Here is a 22,912-nt window from a genome sequence, read left to right on the forward strand (position 1 = left end):
TTAAACGTCCTTCTGCTTGGTGCCGAAGATTTTGTCGCCGGCGTCGCCAAGCCCCGGAAGGATGTAGCCTTTTTCATTCAGCCTGTCATCGATTGATGCGGTGTAGATCGACACATCTGGATGTTTCTCCAGCACCTTTTCCACGCCTTCCGGCGCTGCAACCAGAACCAGGGCGCGGATCTCGTTGCTACCGGCTTTCTTCAGCAGGTCGATGGTAGAGATCATGGAACCGCCGGTGGCCAGCATGGGGTCGATGATCATCGCCATGCGCTCATCCAGTTCGCCTACCAGCTTTTCAAGATAGGTGCTGGCTTCCAGGGTTTCCTCGTTGCGTACCTGGCCCACGACGCTTACCCGGGCACCAGGAATCAGGGTGAGCACGCCGTCCAGCATACCGAGGCCGGCCCGCAGGATTGGCACGATGGTGATTTTCTTGCCCTGGATCTGTTCAATTTCCACCGGGCCCGCCCAGCCTTCAATAGTTTTCTTCTGCAGCGAGAAGTCTTTGGTGGCCTCGTACGTCAACAGGGCACCGACTTCCTGAGCCAGCTCCCGGAAATTCTTGGTGCTGATGTCTGAGCGGCGCATCAGGCCGAGTTTATGGCGGATAAGGGGGTGCTTGACCTCGTGAATTGGCATGGGCTCACCTTTGCGTCTGGGTCGATGATGTGGTTGTGGGCGCAGTAAAGACGCCAGCAAATGGCGCAAGGATACCGTATCTTGCCGAGTCCGTCAGGCGCGGTGACAAGAAAAGCCGTAAGGGGTGGTACGGATCTTGCGAATACCCCGTCAAACGATGCGTCTGCGTCAAAAAAACGACCCGCACACCCCTGCGGTTAACCGCCAATCGGAGAGTTTCCCGGCATGGACCGAGCGCTAGTCCTCAATAATGTCAAATCCCTGACGCGGGGTAATATCGGCATTCCCGTGATGTTGATGGGATTGCTGGGCATGATGATTCTGCCCATGCCGGCGTTCATGCTGGACGTTTTCTTTACCTTCAACATCACCTTGTCGATCGTGATCCTGTTGGTGTGTGTCTACGCCTTGCGGCCGATGGAGTTTGCCTCCTTCCCGACCGTTTTGTTGGTGGCAACACTGTTGAGGCTGGCGCTCAACGTTGCCTCCACGCGGATTGTTCTGCTCAACGGCCATGAGGGCGGTGATGCGGCCGGTAAGGTGATCGAATCGTTCGGCGCGGTCCTCATCGGCGGTAACTACGCGGTTGGCCTGGTGGTCTTCGCCATTCTCATGATCATCAACTTCCTGGTGGTCACCAAAGGTGCCGGCCGGGTGTCGGAAGTTAGCGCGCGTTTCACCCTGGATGCCATGCCGGGTAAGCAGATGGCTATCGATGCCGACCTTAATGCCGGTCTTATCAACCAGGAAGAAGCCAAGCATCGCCGGGCTGAAATCGCCCAGGAGGCCGATTTCTACGGCTCCATGGACGGCGCCAGTAAATTTGTCAAGGGCGACGCCATTGCCGGCCTGTTGATCCTGGCCATCAACCTGATCGGTGGCATTGCCATCGGTATGCTTCAGCACAGTCTCGATTTTGGTACCGCTACACAGAACTATGCACTACTGACCATTGGTGACGGCCTAGTGGCACAGATTCCGTCACTGCTGCTGTCGACGTCTGCAGCGATCATGGTTACCCGGGTAACGTCCAGCCAGGACATGGGCGGGCAGATACTGCAACAAATGTTCAACGCTCCCAAGGCGCTGGGTATCGCTGCTGTTATCCTCATCATCCTTGGCCTGATTCCTGGCATGCCGCACGTGGCATTCCTTGGTCTGGGCGCGATTGCCGGTGGTATTGCCTGGTACATATGGCAACAGGAGCGCCAGACCGTTGAGGAAGATGGTGTGTTCCCGGTCCGGGGCGGTGGTGCCCGTCCGGCAGGCCCGGGGCGCGACCTGCCGCCCGGTGGTGAGGGCGGTGAACACAGTGCCCAGCTGCCGCCGCCGGGGGAAACCCGGGAACTCGGTTGGGACGATGTGGCCACCGTGGATGTCGTGGGCCTGGAGGTGGGCTATCGCCTGATTCCCCTGGTGGATAAGTCCCAGGGTGGTCAGCTTCTCAGCCGCATCAAGGGCGTTCGCAAAAAGCTCTCACAGGATCTGGGCTTCCTGATGCCTTCGGTCCATATTCGCGACAACCTCGACCTGATGCCCAATGTTTATCGCATCACCCTGATGGGGGTGACCATTGCCGAGGCAGAAATCCATCCGGACCGTGAACTGGCGATAGACCCAGGTCAGGTGTTCGGCAAGATCGAGGGGATAGAGGGCAAAGACCCCGCCTTTGGCCTGGACGCCAGTTGGATCGAACCGGACAAGAAAGACCAGGCACAGACCCTCGGTTATACCGTCGTGGACGCCAGTACCGTAGTGGCAACACACCTCAACCAGATCCTCCAGAAACACGCCCACGAACTGCTTGGCCATGAGGAAGTCCAGAAGTGGCTGGAACAGCTCGAGAAAGTATCTCCAAAGCTGGCGGAAGAACTGGTACCCACCACCATTTCCATCAGCCTGCTGCTGAAGGTGCTGCAGAACCTGCTGAAAGAGGAAGTGCCGATCCGTGACATGCGCTCTATTGCCGAAGCGATCGTGAACGTTCATCCGAAGAGCCAGGACCCGAAGCTGCTGACCACGGTTGCCCGCCAGTCACTGCGCCGGATGATTGTCCAGAGTATCTGTGGCAACGACACAGAGATCCCGGTGATCACTCTGGATCCAGACTTGGAACAGTTATTGCTGAAGTCCATGCAGCAGAGTCAACAATCCGGCGGTCAGGAAGACATCGGGCTGGTGCTGGAGCCAAATATGGTTGAGAAGCTTCAGAGGTCGCTCCAGGACAGCGTTCAGCGCCAGGAGATGTTGGGCAAGCCGGCGATTCTATTGGTTTCAGGGCCCTTGCGCCCGGTACTGGCGAAGTTTGCCAGCTACGGAGTAGAGCGTCTGCATGTACTGTCGTACCAGGAAATTCCGGATAACAAACAGATCACTATTGTCGCATCCGTCGGTCAGTAAAGGCCGCGGCTGGAAAGGCGGAAGGCGCTGGAAAGCGCTGACCGGGGAGGAAGCATCATTATGAAAGTTAAGCGGTTTTTTGCCCAAAGCATGGCAGAGGCACTGCGTCAGGTGCGGGATCAGATGGGTCCCGATGCCGTAATCCTTTCCAATCGTCGTGTGGATGGTGGCGTCGAAATTGTGACAGCGCTCGATTATGACGAAAATATGGCGCGCCAACGCCTCGGTGACGCTGCGCGGGAAGCCACCAATGGCTCACGGCTAGCCGAAATGCAGGCGGAACAGCATCGCCGCCTGGAGGACGAACTCGGCCGCTCTCGCGATCGTATTCGGGAAGTGCGGGAAAAGCGCGCGACCTATGGTAATGCGGTTGCGGTTGCGGGTGGGGACTTCGGTCACGCTGGCTTGTCGAAAGAATCGCTGGCCGACGATGACATGGTGGTTGAAGAGCCTACCGCTGCCAGCGCTGCCTATTCCGGAGAACTGGCGCAAATGCGTGCGGAGATCAGTTCCCTTCGTGACCTGGTCAGTGCCCGGAATGGCGGTGAACCCGAACAAACAGCGGTGAACGCAGTACAGCAGAGGCTGTCTGAGAGGTTGCAGGAGTTTGGTCTCGGGCTGGAGCTCGCCAACTCTCTGTCCCGGCGCCACCGCGCAGGCCGGCTTGAGGATGGCTGGAAGCAGTCTCTGAAAATGCTGGCCGCCGGTGTGAAGACCGCGCGTACTGAATGGGCGGATGAGGGCGGTGTCTACGCCCTGGTGGGCCCAACCGGGTCCGGCAAGACGACGACCATCGGCAAGCTGGCCGCGCACTATGTGCTGCGCCACGGTGCCGACTCTCTGGCGCTGGTCACCACCGATCGCTATCGGGTCGCGGCCCATGAGCAACTATTTGTATTCGGGCGCATACTGAACGTTCCAGTTCGGGTTGTGGACGAAACCCATTCCCTGGACGACATACTGGACGAACTGTCGGACCGGCACCTGGTGTTGATTGATACCGCTGGCCTGACCAGCACCGACAAGGGCTACGAGGAGCAGCTTATGGAGCTGGCTCGCAGTCACCATCGGATTCGAACCCATCTGGTGGTTTCGGCAACCAGTCAGCCGCGCATCATGAAATCCGTTTGGCATTGCTATAAGATGGCAAATCTTACGGGTTGTGTGATGACCAAAATCGATGAAGCACTGACCCTGGGTGAATCGCTGGGATTCGTCATGGAAACGGGATTGCCGGTGGCGTATTACACCGACGGGCAGAAAATCCCGGAAGACCTGCACCACGCTGAGTCCATTCCGCTGGTGCGGTTGGCCGTGGAGAGGCTGAAGAAACTCCAGCAGCAACAGGCAGTCGCTGTTTAAAAACAACACAGCCTGCGGTTAAACGCGGCAAGAGATCAGAGTCAGTATGAGCAAACCACATCCGGTACAGGTGATTGCCGTTTCCGGCGGGAAAGGGGGCGTTGGCAAGAGCAACGTATCAGTGAACCTTGGCATCGCCCTAGCACAAATGGGACGGCGGGTGGTGCTGCTCGATGCCGACCTGGGCCTTGCCAACATTGACGTTCTGCTTGGCATTACCGCCAATCGTAATATCCAGGACGTCATCGCCGGGGAATGTGACCTTCGGGATGTGTTGGTCAACGGCCCCGGTGGCATCAAAATCGTGCCCGCGTCCTCAGGTACCCAACGCATGACCCAGCTTTCCAATCTGGAGCACGCTGGCCTGATCAACGCGTTCAGCGAACTGGGTGACCAGATCGATGTGCTGATCGTTGATACCGCTGCGGGTATTTCCGAATCGGTGGTCAGTTTCCTCCGAGCCTCACAGGAACTATTACTGGTTGTCTGTGATGAACCTACCTCTATCACCGATGCCTACGCCCTTATAAAGCTTATGAACCGGGATTACGGCACCAACCGCTTCCGTATACTGGCCAATCAGGTCAGGAATGAGCAGGAAGGTCGCCATCTGTTTGAAAAACTGACCCGGGTTACCGAGCGCTTTCTTGATGTGGCACTACAATATGTGGGTATGGTGCCGTATGACGAGGCCGTAAAAAAAGCGGTACAGCGCCAGCGTGCCGTGCTGGACGCCTATCCGCGGGCAAAAGCATCGTTGGCGATCAAGAGCCTCGCGGAGAAAGTGGATAGCTGGCCGCTGCCATCATCGCCCCGGGGACATCTGGAATTCTTTGTGGAGCGGCTCGTCGAAGTCTGATTTTGATCCTGTCACTGAATAGCCGGATACATGACATTGGCGAAAGAACTTGGAACCTACAACCGGACGGGTACACGAGGACCTTCCCAGCTCGTTGAGGAGCAGGCCCCGCTGGTCAAAAAAATAGCGCTTCACCTCATGGCGCGGCTGCCGGCATCTGTCCAACTGGATGACCTTATGCAGGCAGGCATGATTGGCTTGTTGGAAGCTGCACAGCGATACAGTTCCGACAAGGGGGCTACCTTTGAGACATACGCCGGGATCCGGATTCGCGGAGCCATGGTAGATGAAATTCGCAAAGGTGACTGGGTACCCCGATCCGTCCACAGGAACTCCCGCCGCATTGCCAAAGCCATCAAGGCTGTCGAGGACCGCCTGGGTCGGGAAGCTCAAGACTCGGAAGTAGCCGAGGAGCTGGGGCTGGACCTCGACGAATACTATTCCTCCCTGAGCGATGCTAACAGTGGCCGACTTTTTAGCCTGGATGAGCTCAATGAATCCGGCGAGCTGCCGATAGAAGAAACAGAGGACAGTGATAACCCGTTGGATGGCTTGGCGTCCGACAACTTCCGGAAGAGCCTGGCAGCTGCGATTGGTGACCTGCCCGAGCGAGAAAAGCTGGTGCTCAGCCTTTACTATCAGGAAGAATTGAACCTGAAGGAAATTGGTGCTGTGTTGGGTGTCAGTGAAAGCCGGGTCAGCCAGATTCACAGCCAGGCCGCGCTCCGTCTGCGGGGGCGTCTTACTGGTTGGCAGAGCTGAACAGGCCGCCAGTCCCATTGAACAGCGTTACCAGGCATTCTTTACTGTAGCCTTTTGGTAACCGGTGCTTTACAACCGGCTCAAAGGCCACACAATAAGCGGTTAAACTACCGGCCTGCTAGACTGTGAGCCGGAAGCCAAAAACGAATTCCGGGCGTTTTTAACTGGAGGTCCCATTGGACAAGAACATGAAAATCCTGATTGTGGATGACTTCTCCACAATGCGACGGATCATTAAGAACCTGCTTCGCGATCTCGGTTTTACAAACACTGACGAAGCAGACGACGGCAATACAGCACTGCCTATGCTCAGGAGCGGCAAATACGATTTTCTGGTAACCGACTGGAATATGCCAGGGATGTCCGGACTCGATCTGCTCAAGGAAGTCCGTGCCGATGACAGCCTGAAAACCCTGCCTGTGCTCATGGTGACCGCCGAGGCGAAGCGCGACCAGATTGTCGCTGCTGCGCAGGCCGGTGTGAACGGCTACGTGGTCAAGCCCTTCACGGCAGCCGTACTCAAGGAGAAGATTGAGAAGATCTTCGAACGCATCCAGTAATTCAGAGGTCGGACGGCTCCCATGAGCAATAGAAAAAAAGACCCACAGGGGCTCGACCCGGAGGTCACGGAGAAACTCCGCAGCCAGGCGGCCGAGTTGGTTGAACAGGTCAACGCCGGGGACTATGGCCGCGCGATGACGCTGATCAATGAATTGAGCGAGGTGAGGGACCAGAGCCTGTATCGGGAAGTCGGCCGCTTGACCCGCAGCCTCCACGAGGCGATCCGCAATTTCCAGATCGATCCCCGTAACGCCGAACAGTCAGAAGCTCTGTCGAAGATGACCGATGCGTCGGATCGCCTTGAGTACGTGGTTCAGATGACCGGTAAAGCGGCCAATCGGACCATGGATCTGGTTGAGGAGGCTATGCCCAAGGCCAGCGCCCTCCGCGACGAGGCCGCCGAGCTGAGAGACCAGTGGCAGAAACTGCGTCGCCGCGAGATGGCGCCGGCTGAATTTCGTGAGCTCTATGCCCGTATCGACACGTTTTTCGTGACCCTGAATACCGATGCCGGGGCGATGTACGACAACTTGTCGGAAATTCTTCTGGCCCAGGATTTCCAGGACCTCACTGGGCAGGTGATCCAAAAGGTCACCACTCTGGTTAAAGAGGTGGAAGAGCATCTGTTGAGCCTGGTAGTGATGGCGAGTCATGTGGACCAGATGACCGGCACCGTGCATGAACTGGAAGAGCGGGAAAAGATATCGGCGGAACAGGGTGTTGGTCCACAGATCAAGGCCGAAGAACGCGAAGACGTAGTATCGGGACAGGACGATGTTGATGATCTTCTGTCCAGTCTCGGTTTCTGAGTAAGAGAGGGTAACGCATGGCGCTTGATGCCGATGAAGAGATCCTGCAGGACTTCCTTGTTGAGGCAGGCGAGATACTCGAAAAGCTGTCGGAGCAACTGGTCGACCTGGAACAAAACCCGGACGACAGCGATCTGCTCAACGCCATCTTCCGAGGCTTTCACACCGTAAAAGGCGGCGCTGGGTTTCTGCAACTCGATGCCCTGGTGAACTGCTGTCATTCCGCGGAGAACGTCTTCGATATACTGCGCAACCATAAGCGCAAGGTAGACTCGGAACTGATGGACGTGGTGCTGGAAGCCCTGGATCACGTCAATGCCATGTTTGAACAGGTTCGCCACCACGAGGAACCGACGCCAGCTCCCGAGGAACTGATTGCCGCTCTGGACGCATTGGCGCAGCCGGCAGGGGAGTCGTCGCCAGCAAACGCAGCGGTCGCTCGCGAAGAACAGAACGAGAGCAATGAAGCCAGTTCTGGAGACGATGGCGGTGATATTACCGACGACGAATTCGAGCGGTTGCTGGATGCCCTGGAAGAGGAAAAGACCAGCGCTCCGGTTTCCAGTGACGACGGCAATGAATTTTCAGGCGGTGACGGAGGGAGCGGAGACGACATCTCCGATGATGAATTCGAGGCCCTGCTGGACCAATTGCATGGCAAGGGACAGTTCTCAGGCCCGCCTGAAACCGGCAAGACAGCCCCTGACAGCCAGGATGCCTCGGGCGACAAGGTTACCAGTGATGAGGCCAGTGACAGCAAGGGTGGCGACGACCTGATTTCGGACGACGAGTTCGAAAAGTTGCTGGATGACCTGCACGGCAAGGGTGGTAGCCCTACGGCAGAAACTGCCAAGCCGGCCCCTGGGCCTGCTGCAAAGCAGCCGTCGGCCACGTCTCCCAGTGCCAAGGCTGACAAGCCCGCGCAACCGACTGGTAAGCCCGAAAAAGCGCCTGCGGATAATGGCAAGGCAGGCGTAACGCCCGCGATGCCGGCACGGGATGCGAATGCACCAGTGGCTGAAACTTCGGTGCGGGTGGATACCAAGCGCCTGGACGACATCATGAACATGGTGGGTGAACTGGTGTTGGTGCGTAACCGGTTGCAGCGTCTGGGCGCCCAGAGTGAAGACGAGCATATGCACAAAGCCGTCTCCAACCTGGACGTGGTGACCACCGATCTTCAGTCAGCGGTGATGGCAACGCGGATGCAGCCCATCAAGAAAGTATTTGGCCGCTTCCCGCGGGTGGTTCGCGACCTGGCACGCAGCCTGAAGAAAGAAATCAACCTTGAGATGCACGGCGAAGAGACCGACCTGGACAAAAACCTGGTCGAGGCGCTGTCCGATCCTCTGGTCCATCTTGTTCGCAACTCGGTTGATCACGGTATAGAGGCACCCGATATTCGTGAAAAGGCGGGCAAGCCTCGTCAGGGTCGTGTGACGCTGTCGGCTGAGCAGGAAGGCGACCACATCCTGTTGTCCATCGAAGACGACGGTGCTGGTATGGATCCGGATGTACTGCGCCGAAAAGCGGTCGAAAAGGGCATCTACGAACAGGATGCCGCTGACCGACTGACCAACACCGAGTGCTACAACCTGATTTTCTCCGCCGGGTTCTCCACCAAGGATCAAATATCGGATGTGTCCGGTCGTGGCGTTGGCATGGACGTGGTGAAAACCAAGATCAGTCAGCTCAACGGGCAGCTGAGCGTCGAGTCGGAGCTGGGCAAAGGGTCTCGCATCGTCATCAAGGTGCCGCTGACCCTGGCCATCATGCCTACCCTGATGATCATGCTTGGCGACCAATCCTTCGCGCTGCCACTGGTGAACGTGGTCGAGATTTTCCATCTGGACCTCAGCAAGAAGAACATTGTGGATGGCCGTGAATGCATCGTGGTTCGAGACAAAGTCTTCCCGTTGTTCCACATCAAGCGATGGCTGGTCAAAGGCGCCGCTGGGCAGCCGGAACCAGAAAACGCCCACGTGGTTATCGTGGCGATGGGAACGCGGCGCGTCGGTTTTGTGGTGGATCAGCTGATCGGGCAGGAAGAGGTGGTGATCAAGCCCCTGGGCCGGGCCCTTCAGGGAACGCCGGGTATGGCGGGTGCGACCATCACTGGCGACGGTCGTATTGCACTCATTATTGATGTTCCGAGCCTGCTGCAAAACTACGGCAAATAACGTTGCGGCGGGCCCAGGTTTAGGAGAAATGGATGACGGTTTCTGTCCTGGTCGTTGATGATTCAGGTTTTTTCCGCAAGCGACTGACGGAAATCCTGACCGCTTCCGGTCAGATCAAGGTGGTTGGTGTGGCCACCAATGGGCGCGAAGGTGTCGAGCTGGCTGAAAAGCTGAGGCCTGACGTCATCACCATGGACTACGAGATGCCCGTCATGGACGGTATCAGCGCCGTCCGTGAGATCATGAAGCGACAGCCGGCGCCGGTATTGATGTTCTCCTCTCTCACCTACGAGGGTGCCCGGGTGACCCTGGATGCCCTTGAGGCAGGTGCCGTTGATTTCCTGCCCAAGAATTTTGAGGAAATTGCCCGGGATTCCAGTCAGCTTCAAAAAATACTCATTGAGCGTGTACTGGATGTCGCTGGCAGTCGCCCTGGTGCGAAACCGTCGGCGCCGCCTCCCACCGCTCCGCCGCCTTCGCCCCGTAGCCCTGGACCGGCAAGGCGCAGCGTGCCCGAGCGGCCGGCGGTATCGGACAGGTCCTCTCGCCCCAGCGCCCCAGAGCCTGAAGCACCGGCCCGTCGTTCGATTCGCCGCGGGCCTGCGAAACACTACAGTGTGGTTGCCATCGGCACGTCCACCGGCGGCCCGGTGGCCTTGCAACGTGTACTAATGGCGTTACCGGCCGGGTTTCCCGCGCCTGTGGTGCTCGTTCAGCATATGCCGGCCAGTTTTACCCCGGCGTTTGCCGAGCGCCTGAACAAGCTGTGCCAGATTCAGGTACGCCAGGCTGAAGACGGCGAAATGCTGAAGCCGGGCGTTGCGTTGCTTGCCCCCGGGGGCAAGCAGATGATGATTGAAAACCGGGGTGGCCAGGGCAGGGTCAGGATTCTTCCCGGAGATGACCGGCTTAACTACAAGCCCTGTGTGGATGTGACGTTCGGCTCCCTGGCCAGGAGTTTTCCCGGCAAGACCCTGGGCCTGATCCTGACGGGTATGGGCTCGGATGGAAAGGAAGGCTGTCGCCTGATGAAGCAGTCAGGCTCCGATATCTGGTCCCAGGACGAAAAAACCTCGGTGATCTACGGTATGCCCATGGCCGTGGCCAAGGCCGGGTTGTCTGACGAAATCCTTGCGCTCGATGACATTGGTCCCCGCCTGGCGGATGGGGTGAGCTGATGGATATTCTCAGCCTGCTGGGCGTCATTCTTGCCTTTGTGGCGATTCTCGGTGGAAACCTGCTGGAAGGTGGCGCCATCAGCTCGCTGTTCAATGGCCCGGCCGCGCTGATCGTGATTGGTGGTACGCTTGCAGCCACTATTCTCCAGACCTCCTGGCCGCTGTTAAAGCGGGCCTTTTCCCAGGTGCGCTGGGTGTTCTTTCCCCCCTACATCAGCCTGGAAGATGGTATCGGCAAAGTCATCGACTGGAGCGTCAAGGCCCGTAAGCAGGGTTTGCTGGGGCTGGAAGGGTTGGCTGAGAAGGAATCTGAGCGCTTTGCCCGTAAAGGGCTGCAACTGCTGGTGGACGGCGCTGAGACAGAAACCATCCGTAGCATTATGGAGGTGGACCTTGAGTCCCGTGAACAGCGGGATCTGGAGTCCGCCCGGGTGTTTGAGGCCATGGGTGGCTATTCGCCGACCATTGGCATCATTGGCGCGGTGATGGGGCTTATTCAGGTGATGACCAACCTCGAAGACCCCCAGTCACTTGGCAGCGGTATCGCCACTGCGTTCGTGGCCACCATCTACGGTGTTGCTCTGGCGAACCTGCTGTTCTTCCCGGTTGCCAACAAGTTGCGAGGCATTCTGCGGGAACGCACCCGTTATGAAGACATGATGATCGACGGCATCATCGCCATTGCCGATGGCGAGAACCCTAAATCCATCGAGCTGCGCCTGCGGGGCTTCCTGTAGTGCCGGCACCTGGCTGAGGGGTAAGCTGATGAGACGACGCAGGCAGCAGGATGACGATCTTCACAACAAGGAACGCTGGCTGATTTCCTACGCCGACTTCATCACCTTGTTGTTCGCGTTCTTTGTCGTGATGTATTCCGTGTCGTCGGTGAACGAGGGCAAGTACAAGGTGCTCTCTGAAACTCTGACTGGCGTCTTCAATGCCCCCCAGCGCTCCTTTCAGCCTATCGAAGTGGGTGATCAGCCCCGACGTTCGACGCCGCAGGCGGCCGAGGATGTGATTAACCCGCCGGTGACCGAAGCTCCGCAAAATCCCTCCATGAGTGCAGAAGGGCGCACCGAGGCGCTGCGTGCCATGGCGGACCAGTTGGCTTTGGAGTTTGACGAACTGATCAATCAGGGTGTGGTTACACTGGAAACCAGCGACGAGTGGTTGGAGCTCAGTCTCCGCAACAGCCTGCTATTTGGTAGTGGTGATGCCGAGCCCCATTACGATGCCTTCGACGTGGTGGAGAAAATCGCTGCTGTACTCCGCAACCGGGATAACGCGATCCGGGTTGAGGGCTTCACGGATAACCGCCCGATAAACACCGGTGCCTTCCCCTCCAACTGGGAGCTGTCCGCTGCGCGATCAGCGGCGGTTGTGCGCATGTTGTCGATGGAGGGTGTTGAGGCCGAACGGCTGGCCGCTGTTGGTTACGGTGAGCACCAACCGGTGGCCCGCAACGATACCGAGGAAGGCCGCCATCGCAATCGACGCGTGGTCCTGCTGATCTCCCGCGACGCCAGTATCCGTGGCGCGATGCGATAACACCTTTCTGATCATCACGTTGCGGAGTCATGGCGGAAGGTGCCTATAGGCGAGTTGGCACAATATCTGTATTAACGTCTGTACATCTTTAGATCCCGGCAAGCGCTTGCCGGATTGTTTTCAAGTTGAACGGATCGTGGCCGATAACTCGTTATGCGTGCGACGTTTCCGGAACGGGTATTTCTGGAGAATCAGTGTGGTGACGAGGTTGGCGATGAATTTGGTGACGGATATGGAGTGCACAGCGTGCGCATCTGGGCAGTAGCCAATCAAAAAGGCGGTGTGGGCAAAACCACATCGGTTGTCGCCCTGGGTGGCCTCTTGGCCGAGAGCGGCAAGCGCGTTCTGGTGGTCGACCTGGACCCTCACGGATCATTGACCAGCTGGTTCGGGTACGACCCGGATACCATTGCCCACAGTGTGTTCGATCTGTTCCAGCACCAGGGTAAAGTACCGGATGGTTTGCCGGCCCAGTTGATTACCGAAACCAGCTGTCCGGGGCTATCCCTGTTGCCGGCCAGCACAGCGCTGGCAACTCTCGAACGGAGAATGGTCGGTGTTGAAGGCATGGGACTGATTGTATCCCGGGCCCTGACCCAGTTGTGGGACGATTTCGACTACGTCCTGCTGGACAACACCCCATCGCTCGGCGTGCTGATGGTGAACGCGCTTGCCGCCGCACAACACCTGATCATTCCGGTTCAGACCGAGTTTCTTGCCATCAAAGGCCTTGAGCGAATGCTGCACACGCTCACCATGATCATGCGCTCCCAGAAGAACCAGCTTTCCTACACCATTGTACCGACGCTGTTTGACCGGCGAACGCAGGCATCGGTAAAAAGTCTTAACCAGTTGAGAAAGACCCACAGCGATACGCTATGGCGCTTCGCCATTCCAGTGGACACCAAGTTCCGCGATGCCAGCCAGGCCGGGATTACCCCATCATCCATGGATGCTGAAACCCATGGTGTTCGGGGATATGCCCGCCTGCTGAGTGATCTACAGGAAATAACACGCTCGGTGGCGGAGCGTCGGCATGGCTGACAAAAAAATGACACAGGTGGCGGACCCTGGCTCCGCCATTGCCAGCTATCTGGACGAACTGCTGCATACGGCGACAGATAGCGCTCTGCGAGAGGAACCGGAACCGCCAAAACCGGTGGCTCGTGAACGCACTCGCATCGCGCCGAAGCCTGCGCCCATTGTGGCCCGTCCGGTCGCGGAGGCGAAGTCTGAGTTGCGAAAGCCGGTAACACCGGCCCCGGTGGCGGAAAAAGCACCGGAGGTGGAGTCGCCCCCGGTTGAGCACAAACAGGCCGCCGATATTCCGTCGCCTCCTGAGGTGGAGCCGCCGGGGCGGCCGGAATGGTCAGACAAACCGTTCGAATGCCTGATCTTCACGGTGGCAGGGCTGCAGCTGGCGGTGCCGTTGATACTGCTCGGCGCCATTCATCGAATAGAAGAGCCGGTGAAGCCGATCCCCGGCAGCCCCCGCTGGTATATGGGCATGCGCCCGGACCGGGAACGTAATCTCAGAGTGGTGGATACGGCGGAATGGATTATGGCGGGCCGGGCACCGGAGGACGCACGGGACAACTATCGCTTCGTGATCCGGCTGGACAGCAGTGAGTGGGGGTTGGCCTGTGACGATGTCGCGCAGTCGTTTACCCTGAAACCGGATGAAGTACGCTGGCGGACGGCCCGCAGCAAGCGACCTTGGCTGGCGGGCACGGTCATCGACCACATGTGCGCACTGATTGATGTTAAAACCATGGCGGACTTGCTGGTCCGGGCTGAGCGGGAACACCACCTCGACCTGAGTTAGCAATTTCCGGTTACCGAATGAAACCGTGCTCTGCTGGCACGGTTTGTGCCCTGAACTATAGTATTGGGCACTGATGATGAATTTTTGACGATCAGGCTGCCCGCCGGGCAGCCGAACAGGAGATACAAGGCTATGGCATCCCCGAGCGGACAGCAAAATCAGGCCCAGGATGATCAGGTACTGCAGTACGTGACCTTCAGGCTGGATGACGAAACCTATGGCATTGACGTCATGCAGATTCAGGAAGTGTTGCGATACACCGAGATTGCGCCGGTTCCAGGTGCCCCGGATTACGTTCTGGGCATCATCAACCTGCGGGGCAATGTGGTCACCGTTATCGACACCCGCCGTCGCTTTGGCCTGGCGGATGCGGAAGTCACTGACGCGACACGCATTGTGGTCATGGAGTCGTCCAACCAGGTGATGGGTATCCTGGTGGATTCGGTTGCCGAGGTGGTGTACCTGAAAGCCAGTGAAATTGAGACCGCGCCCAATGTGGGGAACGAGGAAAGCGCCAAGTTCATCCAGGGGGTGTGTAACAAGAACGGCGAACTGATCATATTGGTCGAGTTCGACAAGATGTTGTCAGACCACGAATGGGCTGAAATCTCCTCACTGTAATGCCGGCTTTGGCCGGACAGCAGGCTGGATGGACGCCCCGTGGTTTCAACTAACCGAGGACGTCCATCATGTTTGCAGAAATCTCTTCCCTGGCCCCGTGGCTTCTGACAGCCGCTGCCCTGTGCCTACTGTTCGCCCAGGGTATGATGCTACGCCGTGAAAACCGAAAACTTCGGGAGCAAATGAAAGAGCGCTGCGAAACCCTTGGCCGCGAGCTCCACGCAACAGCCAGTGGCAGTATGGGGGTTGGGCAGCGAGTGGTCACCTGCGAGCGCCAGCTTCATGAATTGCGGGGTATGCTTGACGAAATGCGCCAGAACGATCCGTTAAGGATTTCCTACGATGAGGCCTCAAGGTTAGTGGACCTGGGGGCGGATATCGACGACCTGATGAATACCTGTGGCATTTCACGGCCGGAAGCCGAACTGGTATCAGCGCTCCGCAAGCGCCAGGCGGCCTGACCTAAGGGTTTATCTGTCTAATCTTCACGGGGCCGTCCGGCGTCCTCTGGCGTACGGCCCTGAAGATTGAAGGCAAAGGCAAGAATTTCAGCCACCACCCGGTAGAGTGTCTCCGGGATCTCGTCGTTCAGTTCCAGTCGCGCCAGTATGCTGGCCAGCTCCGGATTTTCGTACAGCGGCACATTATGCTCACGGGCAATGCGGATGATTTCCTCCGCCAGTTCGTGGGTACCGCTCGCCGCAATGACTGGAGCCCGTTCGCCATCGTATTTCAGTGCCACCGCCGCCGGTGAATCTGTGTTCTGATGATCTTTGCTCATACCCGCGTGTCCACCAGCCGGTGCTCAAGACGGGTGTTTGCACCCCTTGGTGTCCCTCTCCGGCACTCCAGGTCCACCACATCCAGGCCGATATCCGAAAGGCCCTTTCGTAATTGCGGCAGATCTTCCCGCACCTGACGCAGCGTGGACTGCTTCTCCGCCCACACCTGCGCAGACACCTGATCCTGCCGCAGCGATACATCAAAATGCAAAGGCCCGGCCTCATCCAGATCCATGGCCAGTGAAAGACGCCATTCCGTTGCCCGGGGGGTGCCAGAGGTTTTCTGGCCGCTGTCTGCCGGATCCTGTTCGATTCGCAACTGGGCGATCCGTGGTTCGTTGTTGGGGTTCAGCCAGGGGAGCTCAAGCAGCATGGTTGATACCGGTGTTGGCGCCTCGGCGGTGGTCCGTGTGGAGAGTATCTGGCTGTGTAACTGATTCACGGTAATACGATTGAGCATGCCAGCCAGCAGCCTGAGCATTTGCCCAGCTGTGGGTTCGGCAGACCCCTGTGGTGGCGGAGGTGGAAACGTATTGGGGAACTGAAGCGGTGCCTGCACCAGTTCCGGACTTGCCAGCGGTGTAAAGCGGTTGAAGGCGTCGGGGCCGCTCCCCTGTTGTGCGAGCAAGGCGGTAATCACCCGGCCGATAGCCAGCTTGAGATCGGGTAGGGCGGCCTGGGGCGCCCTCGCCAGCCGCGATTCGGCGAACAGCCCGCTTTCCTCGACCCACTGCCGCAACTGGCCGGCCGCACCGGGTTGAGTTCCGGCACCTGGCGTCAGTGACTGGCTGGACGGCAGCCGTGATATCAGTTGTTCAATAGCCTGCCTCACCGGTTGGGGAAGTGGCTGTGGTGGATTGTTGATGAGGGTTCCAGTGGGCGCAACGCTGTCGGGTCTCGCACCGCCGGTCAGCGTTGTCAGAATTCTGGCAAGGCCGGCATCAACGGACTGTTGCCAGGGCAGGCGCTGCGCCAGCGCCCGGGAGATCGTGGTTTCCGGCGCCTGGGCCAGCTTCCCCATCAGTTGCAGTTCATTGCCCGCACGCATGATCTTGACCCAGTCACCGGTTTCCAGGGATGTGTCTCCAATAGCCGCCTGAACGGTCAGCGACTGGCCGCGAACTTCCAGCAACAACTGCGCGCCGGCAGAGGATTGTCGGTTGATCACGTCTGCCACCCGAGCGAGTGTTGCCTCGCGATTGGCAAGCTTGAGCTGGTCGAGCTGCACACGGGCAGAGGCCGCGTCCAGTACCGCCGAAGGTTGTCCGCTGGCTGGCCGCTGAGCGATCGGCACCGGTGACTCGGTTTTGGGTGGTGGTGTGGGGTTACCGTTTGGTAATTTCATTGCCACTGATTTGATGTCAGACAAGAGTATTCCTGAGGCGCTTTCGCTATAATACGCCCCGCCGGTAAGTATTGCCTTTCCGAACGTCTGAACCCTCCGGGTCAGTAAAGTGTACACCAGCTCTGGGGCCCCGATGTCTGAGCCGTTACTACAGGCTGTCAATCTGCAATGTGAGCGTGATGACCGGATACTGTTCCGGGATCTCTCTGTCTCCATACTGCCCGGTACTCTGACCCGTGTCGAGGGGCCTAACGGCTCTGGCAAGACTACGTTGCTTAGAATTCTTGCCGGACTGAACGACAGTTACAGTGGTGACCTGCTCTGGCGAGGAAGGCCTCGTCATACCTACCGGGAGGAATTCCTCCGCAATATGCTCTACCTTGGCCATCGCCCGGGTATCAAACCGTTGCTTACCCCCATGGAAAATCTCCGCGCCCTGATGGCCGGGCGTCGGTATGTGACCGATAAGGTGCTCTGGCAGGCATTGGAAGGCACCGGCCTGGGTGGTTTCCAGAACGTACCCAGTCGTAACCTTTCCGCCGGGCAGCAACGTCGGGTGGCACTCGCCAGATTACTGGTTGCAGATGAACCCCTGTGGATTCTGGATGAGATATTTACCGCCATTGATGCCCACGGTGTGGCTGCTCTCGAGCGATTGCTGGTGGACCGGGTCGCAAGTGGTGGCGCGATCGTAGTGACCACACACCACGACCTTAATCTGCCCTCGATGCACCGAATTACCCTGGGGGGCAGTCATGACCATGGTCTCTGAAGCCGGGCTTCCTGTTCGTACCCCAGATGAGTCAGTAAGCGTATTGTCGGCCATGAAAGCCGTATTCTCGCGGGATCTGAAAACCGCCTTTCGCCAGCCTCAGGATCTGCTCAATCCGCTACTGTTTTTCGTCATGGTCGTAACGCTGTTCCCCCTCGGGGTTAGCCCCGAAGTATCATTCCTGCGGGAGGCGGGTAGCGGTATCCTGTGGGTTGCGGCCTTGCTGTCCGTGTTATTGTCACTGGATCATCTTTTCCGTCATGATTTCGACGACGGCACGCTTGAGCAACTGGTACTGCAGCCCCAGCCGCTGTTTTTGCTGGTACTGGCGAAGTCACTGGCCCATTGGGTACTCACTGGCCTGCCACTGGTGGTGCTGGCGCCTGTTCTGGGGGTGATGGTGCATCTTGAGGGGAACTCTGTTGCCATTCTGTGTCTAACGCTGCTGATCGGAACACCGGTCCTCAGCTTGATCGGTTCCATTGGTGCGGCATTGACCCTCGGACTGAGATCGGCAGGCGTGCTCTTGTCCCTGCTGATCATTCCGCTGTACATTCCGGTGCTGATTTTTGGCACAGGCACGGTAATGGCTGCGTCTGAGAGCGCGCCGGTGGGTGGACAGCTCGCGTTGATGGGGGCGTTTCTGGTGTTGGCGCTGACACTGGCGCCGTTTGCATCGGCGGCGGCCCTGAGGATCAGTCTGTCCAACAGTTAAAGGTAAAAAGGTAACAACCTGATGTGGCAAATCTTTCACAAGCTGGGGTCGCCAAAATGGTTCTTCGGCATTGCCTCAACACTGATGCCCTGGCTGCTTGTGGTGGGGGCAGCCCTGTTGTTGACCGGTATTGTCTGGGGGTTGGGGTTTGCGCCACAGGATTACCTGCAGGGTAATAGTTATCGCATCATTTTCATTCACGTACCGTCTGCGTTTCTGGCCCAGTCGGTGTATATCATGATGGCCGTTGCGGCGTTGGTTACGCTGGTTTGGCGTATGAAACTGGCCGATGTTTTCGTCAAGGCCGTGGCACCGGTTGGTGCAGTGTTGACCTTCCTGGCCCTGTTTACCGGTGCGGTTTGGGGTAAGCCCACCTGGGGAACCTGGTGGATCTGGGATGCCCGGCTTACCTCGATGCTGATCCTGCTGTTTCTTTATTTTGGGGTGATGGCGTTGGGAGCGGCCATCTCCGATGAGAAATCCTCGGCACGTGCCGTTGCCGTGCTGGTACTGGTGGGAGTGGTCAATATACCGATCATCAAGTATTCCGTGGAGTGGTGGAATACCCTGCACCAGCCAGCGACGTTCAAGCTCACGGAAAAGCCCAGTATGCCCGCGGAAATGTGGGTGCCCCTGTTGCTCTCGGTATTGGGGCTTTATCTGATATTTGGCTGGCTCGCCTGTCTGCGTATGCAGACCAACATTTTGGCGCGTGAAGGCCGCACCCGCTGGGTAAAAGAACTGGTTCAGGCACGGGAGAACTGACGCAATGGCCTTCGACTCTTTTGGTGCTTTTCTGGCGATGGGCGGCCACGGCCCGTATGTCTGGGCATGCTATGCGGTGTTTTTCCTGCTGATGGGAGTCATGACGTGGTGGTCGCTGCGTCAGCGGCGGGTCGTAATTGCGCAACAGCGACGCCGTATGGCCCCCGCTCCGTCGGTGGACGAGCGCCCGGCGGCGGCCAGCTTTACCCGAATCGAATCTTCTCAAGACTGACTGGTAGATCAAACATGCACCCGATCCGAAAAAAACGGCTTACCATTGTCCTTTTTCTCCTTGTCGGGGTGTCGGTGGCCGTGGCCCTGACGACCTACGCGCTGCGGCAGAATATCAACCTGTTTTACGACCCAAGCCAGATTGCCGCTGGCGAAGCGCCGGTGGACGTCCGCATCCGTGCCGGGGGCATGGTGGAAGAAGGGACTGTGCAGCGTGATCCGGAAAGCCTGAAAGTGGAGTTCAAGGTGACGGACTTTACCTCATCGGTATTGGTGGAATACACCGGGATCCTGCCGGACCTGTTTGCCGAAGGGCAGGGCGTTGTCGCCATGGGGCGCATGGACGGCAATGGCCGTTTTGTCGCGGACCAGGTGCTGGCAAAGCACGACGAGAATTATATGCCACCGGAAGTGAACGACGCCCTGGAAAAGGCCGCCGGCAAGCGGGCCGCCATGCCTGCGACAGCCGGTGAATCCAGCGCCGGTTACTAGCGTTGCTGGCCCACGTTTAAGAGAGTTGGAGAATCCTGATGTATCCGGAACTCGGACAGATCGCCCTGATACTCGCGCTGTTGCTGGCAGTGCTCCTTTCCGTGGTCCCCCTGGTGGGCTCGGTGACGGGTCGTGACCAGTTGCTGGCCTTCGCCCGGCCGCTGTCAGCGGGCCTGTTCGTCTTCGTTGCCCTGGCCTTTGGTCTTCTGACTCACGCGTTTGTGACCGATGACTTTTCCGTGGCCTATGTCGCCAACAACAGCAATAGCATGCTGCCCTGGTACTACAAATTCAGCGCGGTGTGGGGCGGCCATGAAGGCTCGCTGCTGCTCTGGGTGCTGATGCTTGTTGGCTGGACGCTGGCGGTCGCCATATTCAGCCGGCGCCTGCCGTCGGTGATGGTGTCCCAGGTGTTGTCGGTGCTTGGTATGGTCACGGTGGGCTTCCTGTTGTTTACCATCATGACCTCCAATCCTTTCGATCGTACGCTCCCCAATGTGCCGGCCGATGGCGCCGACCTGAACCCGCTGTTGCAGGATTTCGGGCTGATCGTGCATCCACCCATGTTGTACATGGGGTATGTGGGCTTCTCCGTGGCTTTTGCCTTTGCCATTGCCGCGCTGATCAATGGCAAACTGGATGCGGCCTGGGCTCGTTGGTCCCGCCCCTGGACCACAGTGGCCTGGGCTTTCCTTTCCCTGGGCATTGCCCTGGGTAGCTGGTGGGCCTATTACGAACTGGGTTGGGGCGGCTGGTGGTTCTGGGATCCGGTCGAGAACGCCTCGCTGCTGCCCTGGTTGTCCGGAACGGCGCTGATGCACAGTCTGGCCGTCACCGAGAAGCGCGGCGTATTCAAGAGTTGGACCGTGCTGCTGGCCATCGTAACCTTCGCCCTGAGCCTGCTGGGAACCTTCCTGGTGCGTTCCGGGGTGCTGACCTCTGTCCACGCCTTCGCCTCAGACCCCGACCGGGGGACATTCCTGCTGGCGCTACTGGCGATTACGATTGTTTCGAGCTTGACCCTGTACGCGTTCAGGGCGCCGGTGGTGCATGTGCGCTCCCGTTACGGCAGCCTGTCCCGTGAAATCTTCCTGCTGATGAACAATGTGTTGTTGGTTGCCGCAACCCTGTTGGTGTTGGTGGGGACTCTTTATCCATTGGTTCTGGACTACCTGGACATGGGGCGGCTATCCATCGGTGAACCCTTCTTCAACCTGACCTTCAGCCCCCTGGGAATTGCCGCCGGCTTGCTGTTGGGGGCAGGTATATTCTCCCGCTGGAAGAAAACCGACGGCGGCTGGCTGGGCCGCAAACTGCTGTGGCCGTTGGCTGTCAGTATGATCGGGACCAGTGCTGTGCTGGTTGGGTACGGCAAGTTTGAGCCCTGGGCGTTTGGGGGCCTGTTCTCAGCGATGTGGATTACGGTGGCCACCTTTTGGGATCTCTGGGAAAAGTCCGGGTCACGGAAGGGGCGCCTCCATGGCCTCAGGCGTCAATCCCGCAGTTACTACGGCATGGTGTTCGGGCATCTGGGGCTGGCCATCACCATGGCGGGTGCGACGGTCGCGTCCAACTACGGTATCGAGCGGGACGTACGCATGTCGCCCGGGGACACCGCGATGGTGGGTGATTATCGGGTTGCGTTTGCCGAAATTGGCAACCGAAGAGGGCAGAACTTCACCGCGGAGTACGGTCGTTTTGACGTTTACGATTCGGATGGCGGTCTGATATCCACGCTATACCCGGAGAAGCGCCGATACATGGTTCAACGTAACACCATGACCGAGGCTGGTATTGACGGCGGTCTGTTCCGGGATATTTTTGTCGCCATCGGTGAGCGGGTGTCTGACGATGCCTGGGCGATCCGGCTTCAATACAAACCGCTGGTCCGCTGGTTGTGGTTGGGGGCGCTGTTTATGGCCGCTGGTGGCTTCCTGGCCATTTCGGACCGCCGCTATCGCATTCGCGACAAGGTTGCGGAAAACGGTAAGGCCAAGGCACCGAACGCAGGCGGTGAGCGCGGAGCAGACCCAGTAGGAGCGGCGTCATGAAGCGGCTGCTGCTGTTCACGCCGTTGATCCTCGCTGTGGTACTCGGAGTGGTCCTGTTCGCCGGTATTGGCAAAGACCCCAACAAACTCGAGTCGGCGTTGATCGGCAAACCGGTGCCCGAGTTTTTGTTGACGGATCTCCACAACGAAAGTCGCGAGCTGACTCGTGAGGTTTTTGAAGGGCATGTGTCCCTGCTGAATGTCTGGGGTACCTGGTGCCCGGCCTGCCGGGATGAGCATGGTGATCTGGTCTGGCTGGCGGAAGAGAAAGGCGTGCGTATCGTTGGCCTTAACTATAAGGACAACCGGGATGATGCCCTGGTCTGGCTTGATCGGTTGGGCGACCCGTATCAGGTGTCGATCTACGACCCCCGTGGCAGCCTCGGGTTTGACCTGGGGGTTTATGGCGCGCCGGAAACCTATGTCATTGATGCCGAAGGTATTGTGCGTTACCGCCATGTTGGCGTGGTCAACGAAAAAGTATGGGAGCAGGACATCAAGCCCATCGTCGACCGGTTCAGGGGGAAGATCTGATGTGGCGCCCGGTGTTTGCATGGCTGCTACTGATGACAATTGCGCCGATGTCGGTAGCGGATGCCCGCGACGTTTACGGGTTTGATACTCAGGCGCAGGAGCAGAGGTTCCAGACCCTGATTTCGGAGTTGCGTTGCCCGAAGTGCCAGAACCAGAACATCGCCGATTCCAATGCGCCGATTTCCAAGGACATGCGCGACGAGGTGTACCGGATGATGTCTGATGGCGCCAGCAACGAGGAAATTGTCGGAGCACTGGTCGACCGCTTTGGTGAATTCGTGCGATACAAGCCGGAGGTGGATAGCCGCACCATCCTGCTGTGGGCAACGCCAGCCATTGTGGTCCTGGGTGGCCTGATGGTGGTGGCCGGGATTGTCATCCGTTCCCGCAGGGCCGGCCAGGACGAGCCAGCCCTGACCGACGAAGAGCGTGCACGGGCATCCAGAATGCTCGATGGCGATGACTCCAGCCGCACCTGACTT

General features: G+C 58.4%; 25 protein-coding genes. 22 read left to right on the plus strand and 3 right to left on the minus strand.

Going from position 1 to position 22,912, the window contains the following annotated elements:
• On the minus strand, positions 1 to 639 hold the full coding sequence (gene upp, locus ACTRWH_RS05890; protein WP_036204856.1) for a uracil phosphoribosyltransferase: 639 nt from the start codon (positions 637 to 639) through the stop codon (positions 1 to 3).
• Between the two features lie 225 nt (positions 640 to 864).
• On the opposite strand from upp, the gene flhA reads away from it, so the two are divergent.
• The 14 genes from flhA to ACTRWH_RS05960 all read left to right on the plus strand — a co-directional run bounded on the left by flhA (position 865) and on the right by ACTRWH_RS05960 (position 15,205).
• Complete coding sequence (gene flhA, locus ACTRWH_RS05895) at positions 865 to 3,039, plus strand: flagellar biosynthesis protein FlhA (RefSeq protein WP_036204858.1); 2,175 nt, start codon at positions 865 to 867, stop codon at positions 3,037 to 3,039.
• A gap of 60 nt (positions 3,040 to 3,099) precedes the next feature.
• On the plus strand, positions 3,100 to 4,401 hold the full coding sequence (gene flhF, locus ACTRWH_RS05900) for a flagellar biosynthesis protein FlhF (protein ID WP_041333680.1): 1,302 nt from the start codon (positions 3,100 to 3,102) through the stop codon (positions 4,399 to 4,401).
• A gap of 46 nt (positions 4,402 to 4,447) precedes the next feature.
• The gene (locus ACTRWH_RS05905; RefSeq protein WP_036204860.1) at positions 4,448 to 5,260 is read left to right on the plus strand and encodes a MinD/ParA family protein; all 813 of its coding nucleotides are present in this window, start codon (positions 4,448 to 4,450) and stop codon (positions 5,258 to 5,260) included.
• A 30-nt stretch (positions 5,261 to 5,290) separates the two neighbouring features.
• Positions 5,291 to 6,022, plus strand: coding sequence for an RNA polymerase sigma factor FliA (locus ACTRWH_RS05910; RefSeq protein ID WP_036204862.1), 732 nt, complete (start codon positions 5,291 to 5,293; stop codon positions 6,020 to 6,022).
• A gap of 176 nt (positions 6,023 to 6,198) precedes the next feature.
• Complete coding sequence (cheY, locus tag ACTRWH_RS05915; RefSeq protein WP_036204864.1) at positions 6,199 to 6,582, plus strand: chemotaxis response regulator CheY; 384 nt, start codon at positions 6,199 to 6,201, stop codon at positions 6,580 to 6,582.
• Between the two features lie 21 nt (positions 6,583 to 6,603).
• Positions 6,604 to 7,392 carry a protein phosphatase CheZ gene (locus ACTRWH_RS05920; RefSeq protein ID WP_036204866.1) on the plus strand — a complete coding sequence of 263 codons (789 nt, stop codon included), beginning with the start codon at positions 6,604 to 6,606 and terminating at the stop codon, positions 7,390 to 7,392.
• A gap of 17 nt (positions 7,393 to 7,409) precedes the next feature.
• A complete protein-coding gene (locus ACTRWH_RS05925) occupies positions 7,410 to 9,572 on the plus strand; it encodes a chemotaxis protein CheA (protein ID WP_085680038.1) in 2,163 nt (720 codons plus the stop codon).
• 32 nt (positions 9,573 to 9,604) lie between these two features.
• Positions 9,605 to 10,750: a chemotaxis-specific protein-glutamate methyltransferase CheB gene (locus ACTRWH_RS05930; RefSeq protein ID WP_462826079.1), complete on the plus strand. Its 1,146-nt coding sequence runs from the start codon at positions 9,605 to 9,607 to the stop codon at positions 10,748 to 10,750.
• Positions 10,750 to 11,487, plus strand: coding sequence for a flagellar motor protein (locus ACTRWH_RS05935; RefSeq protein ID WP_007153952.1), 738 nt, complete (start codon positions 10,750 to 10,752; stop codon positions 11,485 to 11,487). The genes ACTRWH_RS05930 and ACTRWH_RS05935 overlap by 1 nt, the downstream gene beginning before the upstream one ends.
• A gap of 28 nt (positions 11,488 to 11,515) precedes the next feature.
• Entirely contained in the window at positions 11,516 to 12,298 is a 783-nt protein-coding gene (gene motD, locus ACTRWH_RS05940; RefSeq protein ID WP_085680040.1) for a flagellar motor protein MotD, read from the plus strand.
• Positions 12,299 to 12,544: 246 nt separating this feature from the next.
• Positions 12,545 to 13,342, plus strand: a complete 798-nt coding sequence (locus tag ACTRWH_RS05945) for a ParA family protein (protein ID WP_041336586.1) — start codon at positions 12,545 to 12,547, stop codon at positions 13,340 to 13,342.
• Positions 13,335 to 14,123: a chemotaxis protein CheW gene (locus tag ACTRWH_RS05950; RefSeq protein WP_085680042.1), complete on the plus strand. Its 789-nt coding sequence runs from the start codon at positions 13,335 to 13,337 to the stop codon at positions 14,121 to 14,123. The genes ACTRWH_RS05945 and ACTRWH_RS05950 overlap by 8 nt, the downstream gene beginning before the upstream one ends.
• 132 nt (positions 14,124 to 14,255) lie before the next feature.
• Positions 14,256 to 14,744: a chemotaxis protein CheW gene (locus ACTRWH_RS05955; protein ID WP_007153948.1), complete on the plus strand. Its 489-nt coding sequence runs from the start codon at positions 14,256 to 14,258 to the stop codon at positions 14,742 to 14,744.
• Between the two features lie 68 nt (positions 14,745 to 14,812).
• Positions 14,813 to 15,205 (plus strand): DUF2802 domain-containing protein, encoded by a 393-nt coding sequence (locus ACTRWH_RS05960; RefSeq protein WP_007153947.1) that lies wholly within the window; start codon positions 14,813 to 14,815, stop codon positions 15,203 to 15,205.
• Between the two features lie 17 nt (positions 15,206 to 15,222).
• On the opposite strand, the gene ACTRWH_RS05965 is transcribed toward ACTRWH_RS05960, so the two are convergent.
• Positions 15,223 to 15,525, minus strand: a complete 303-nt coding sequence (locus ACTRWH_RS05965; protein WP_041333689.1) for an EscU/YscU/HrcU family type III secretion system export apparatus switch protein — start codon at positions 15,523 to 15,525, stop codon at positions 15,223 to 15,225.
• Positions 15,522 to 16,895 carry a flagellar hook-length control protein FliK gene (gene fliK, locus ACTRWH_RS05970; protein WP_227517890.1) on the minus strand — a complete coding sequence of 458 codons (1,374 nt, stop codon included), beginning with the start codon at positions 16,893 to 16,895 and terminating at the stop codon, positions 15,522 to 15,524. The genes ACTRWH_RS05965 and fliK overlap by 4 nt, the downstream gene beginning before the upstream one ends.
• A gap of 109 nt (positions 16,896 to 17,004) precedes the next feature.
• Here fliK and ccmA point away from each other — a divergent pair, with 109 nt between their 5' ends.
• The 8 genes from ccmA to ACTRWH_RS06010 are packed head-to-tail and all read left to right on the plus strand — an operon-like array spanning position 17,005 to position 22,909.
• Complete coding sequence (gene ccmA, locus ACTRWH_RS05975; protein WP_036204889.1) at positions 17,005 to 17,643, plus strand: cytochrome c biogenesis heme-transporting ATPase CcmA; 639 nt, start codon at positions 17,005 to 17,007, stop codon at positions 17,641 to 17,643.
• On the plus strand, positions 17,627 to 18,358 hold the full coding sequence (gene ccmB, locus ACTRWH_RS05980; protein ID WP_406565017.1) for a heme exporter protein CcmB: 732 nt from the start codon (positions 17,627 to 17,629) through the stop codon (positions 18,356 to 18,358). Before ccmA ends, ccmB begins: the two co-directional genes overlap by 17 nt.
• A 21-nt stretch (positions 18,359 to 18,379) precedes the next feature.
• The gene (locus ACTRWH_RS05985; protein ID WP_085680044.1) at positions 18,380 to 19,123 is read left to right on the plus strand and encodes a heme ABC transporter permease; all 744 of its coding nucleotides are present in this window, start codon (positions 18,380 to 18,382) and stop codon (positions 19,121 to 19,123) included.
• Between the two features lie 4 nt (positions 19,124 to 19,127).
• Positions 19,128 to 19,355 (plus strand): heme exporter protein CcmD, encoded by a 228-nt coding sequence (ccmD, locus tag ACTRWH_RS05990; RefSeq protein ID WP_036204894.1) that lies wholly within the window; start codon positions 19,128 to 19,130, stop codon positions 19,353 to 19,355.
• Positions 19,356 to 19,369: 14 nt separating this feature from the next.
• Entirely contained in the window at positions 19,370 to 19,846 is a 477-nt protein-coding gene (gene ccmE / locus ACTRWH_RS05995; protein WP_075194749.1) for a cytochrome c maturation protein CcmE, read from the plus strand.
• A gap of 38 nt (positions 19,847 to 19,884) precedes the next feature.
• Positions 19,885 to 21,897 carry a heme lyase CcmF/NrfE family subunit gene (locus ACTRWH_RS06000; RefSeq protein ID WP_036204901.1) on the plus strand — a complete coding sequence of 671 codons (2,013 nt, stop codon included), beginning with the start codon at positions 19,885 to 19,887 and terminating at the stop codon, positions 21,895 to 21,897.
• Entirely contained in the window at positions 21,894 to 22,430 is a 537-nt protein-coding gene (locus ACTRWH_RS06005; RefSeq protein WP_075194751.1) for a DsbE family thiol:disulfide interchange protein, read from the plus strand. The genes ACTRWH_RS06000 and ACTRWH_RS06005 overlap by 4 nt, the downstream gene beginning before the upstream one ends.
• Positions 22,430 to 22,909: a cytochrome c-type biogenesis protein gene (locus tag ACTRWH_RS06010; protein WP_075194752.1), complete on the plus strand. Its 480-nt coding sequence runs from the start codon at positions 22,430 to 22,432 to the stop codon at positions 22,907 to 22,909. The genes ACTRWH_RS06005 and ACTRWH_RS06010 overlap by 1 nt, the downstream gene beginning before the upstream one ends.
• The last annotated feature ends 3 nt before the right edge of the window (positions 22,910 to 22,912 follow it).

Source organism: Marinobacter sp. G5_S1_61_S3 (assembly GCF_054968585.1).

Coding starts and splice junctions, on each gene's coding strand:
- ACTRWH_RS06010 (WP_075194752.1), top strand. CDS start 22,430: ATGTGGCGCCCGGTGTTTGCATGGCTGCTACTGATGACAATTGCGCCG.
- ACTRWH_RS05925 (WP_085680038.1), top strand. CDS start 7,410: ATGGCGCTTGATGCCGATGAAGAGATCCTGCAGGACTTCCTTGTTGAG.
- flhA (WP_036204858.1), top strand. CDS start 865: ATGGACCGAGCGCTAGTCCTCAATAATGTCAAATCCCTGACGCGGGGT.
- ACTRWH_RS05930 (WP_462826079.1), top strand. CDS start 9,605: ATGACGGTTTCTGTCCTGGTCGTTGATGATTCAGGTTTTTTCCGCAAG.
- flhF (WP_041333680.1), top strand. CDS start 3,100: ATGAAAGTTAAGCGGTTTTTTGCCCAAAGCATGGCAGAGGCACTGCGT.
- ACTRWH_RS05985 (WP_085680044.1), top strand. CDS start 18,380: ATGTGGCAAATCTTTCACAAGCTGGGGTCGCCAAAATGGTTCTTCGGC.
- ccmE (WP_075194749.1), top strand. CDS start 19,370: ATGCACCCGATCCGAAAAAAACGGCTTACCATTGTCCTTTTTCTCCTT.
- motD (WP_085680040.1), top strand. CDS start 11,516: ATGAGACGACGCAGGCAGCAGGATGACGATCTTCACAACAAGGAACGC.
- ACTRWH_RS05955 (WP_007153948.1), top strand. CDS start 14,256: ATGGCATCCCCGAGCGGACAGCAAAATCAGGCCCAGGATGATCAGGTA.
- ccmB (WP_406565017.1), top strand. CDS start 17,627: ATGACCATGGTCTCTGAAGCCGGGCTTCCTGTTCGTACCCCAGATGAG.
- ACTRWH_RS05965 (WP_041333689.1), bottom strand. CDS start 15,525: ATGAGCAAAGATCATCAGAACACAGATTCACCGGCGGCGGTGGCACTG.
- ACTRWH_RS05935 (WP_007153952.1), top strand. CDS start 10,750: ATGGATATTCTCAGCCTGCTGGGCGTCATTCTTGCCTTTGTGGCGATT.
- ACTRWH_RS05950 (WP_085680042.1), top strand. CDS start 13,335: ATGGCTGACAAAAAAATGACACAGGTGGCGGACCCTGGCTCCGCCATT.
- ccmD (WP_036204894.1), top strand. CDS start 19,128: ATGGCCTTCGACTCTTTTGGTGCTTTTCTGGCGATGGGCGGCCACGGC.
- ACTRWH_RS05910 (WP_036204862.1), top strand. CDS start 5,291: ATGACATTGGCGAAAGAACTTGGAACCTACAACCGGACGGGTACACGA.
- ACTRWH_RS06005 (WP_075194751.1), top strand. CDS start 21,894: ATGAAGCGGCTGCTGCTGTTCACGCCGTTGATCCTCGCTGTGGTACTC.
- ccmA (WP_036204889.1), top strand. CDS start 17,005: ATGTCTGAGCCGTTACTACAGGCTGTCAATCTGCAATGTGAGCGTGAT.
- ACTRWH_RS06000 (WP_036204901.1), top strand. CDS start 19,885: ATGTATCCGGAACTCGGACAGATCGCCCTGATACTCGCGCTGTTGCTG.
- ACTRWH_RS05920 (WP_036204866.1), top strand. CDS start 6,604: ATGAGCAATAGAAAAAAAGACCCACAGGGGCTCGACCCGGAGGTCACG.
- ACTRWH_RS05960 (WP_007153947.1), top strand. CDS start 14,813: ATGTTTGCAGAAATCTCTTCCCTGGCCCCGTGGCTTCTGACAGCCGCT.
- upp (WP_036204856.1), bottom strand. CDS start 639: ATGCCAATTCACGAGGTCAAGCACCCCCTTATCCGCCATAAACTCGGC.
- ACTRWH_RS05905 (WP_036204860.1), top strand. CDS start 4,448: ATGAGCAAACCACATCCGGTACAGGTGATTGCCGTTTCCGGCGGGAAA.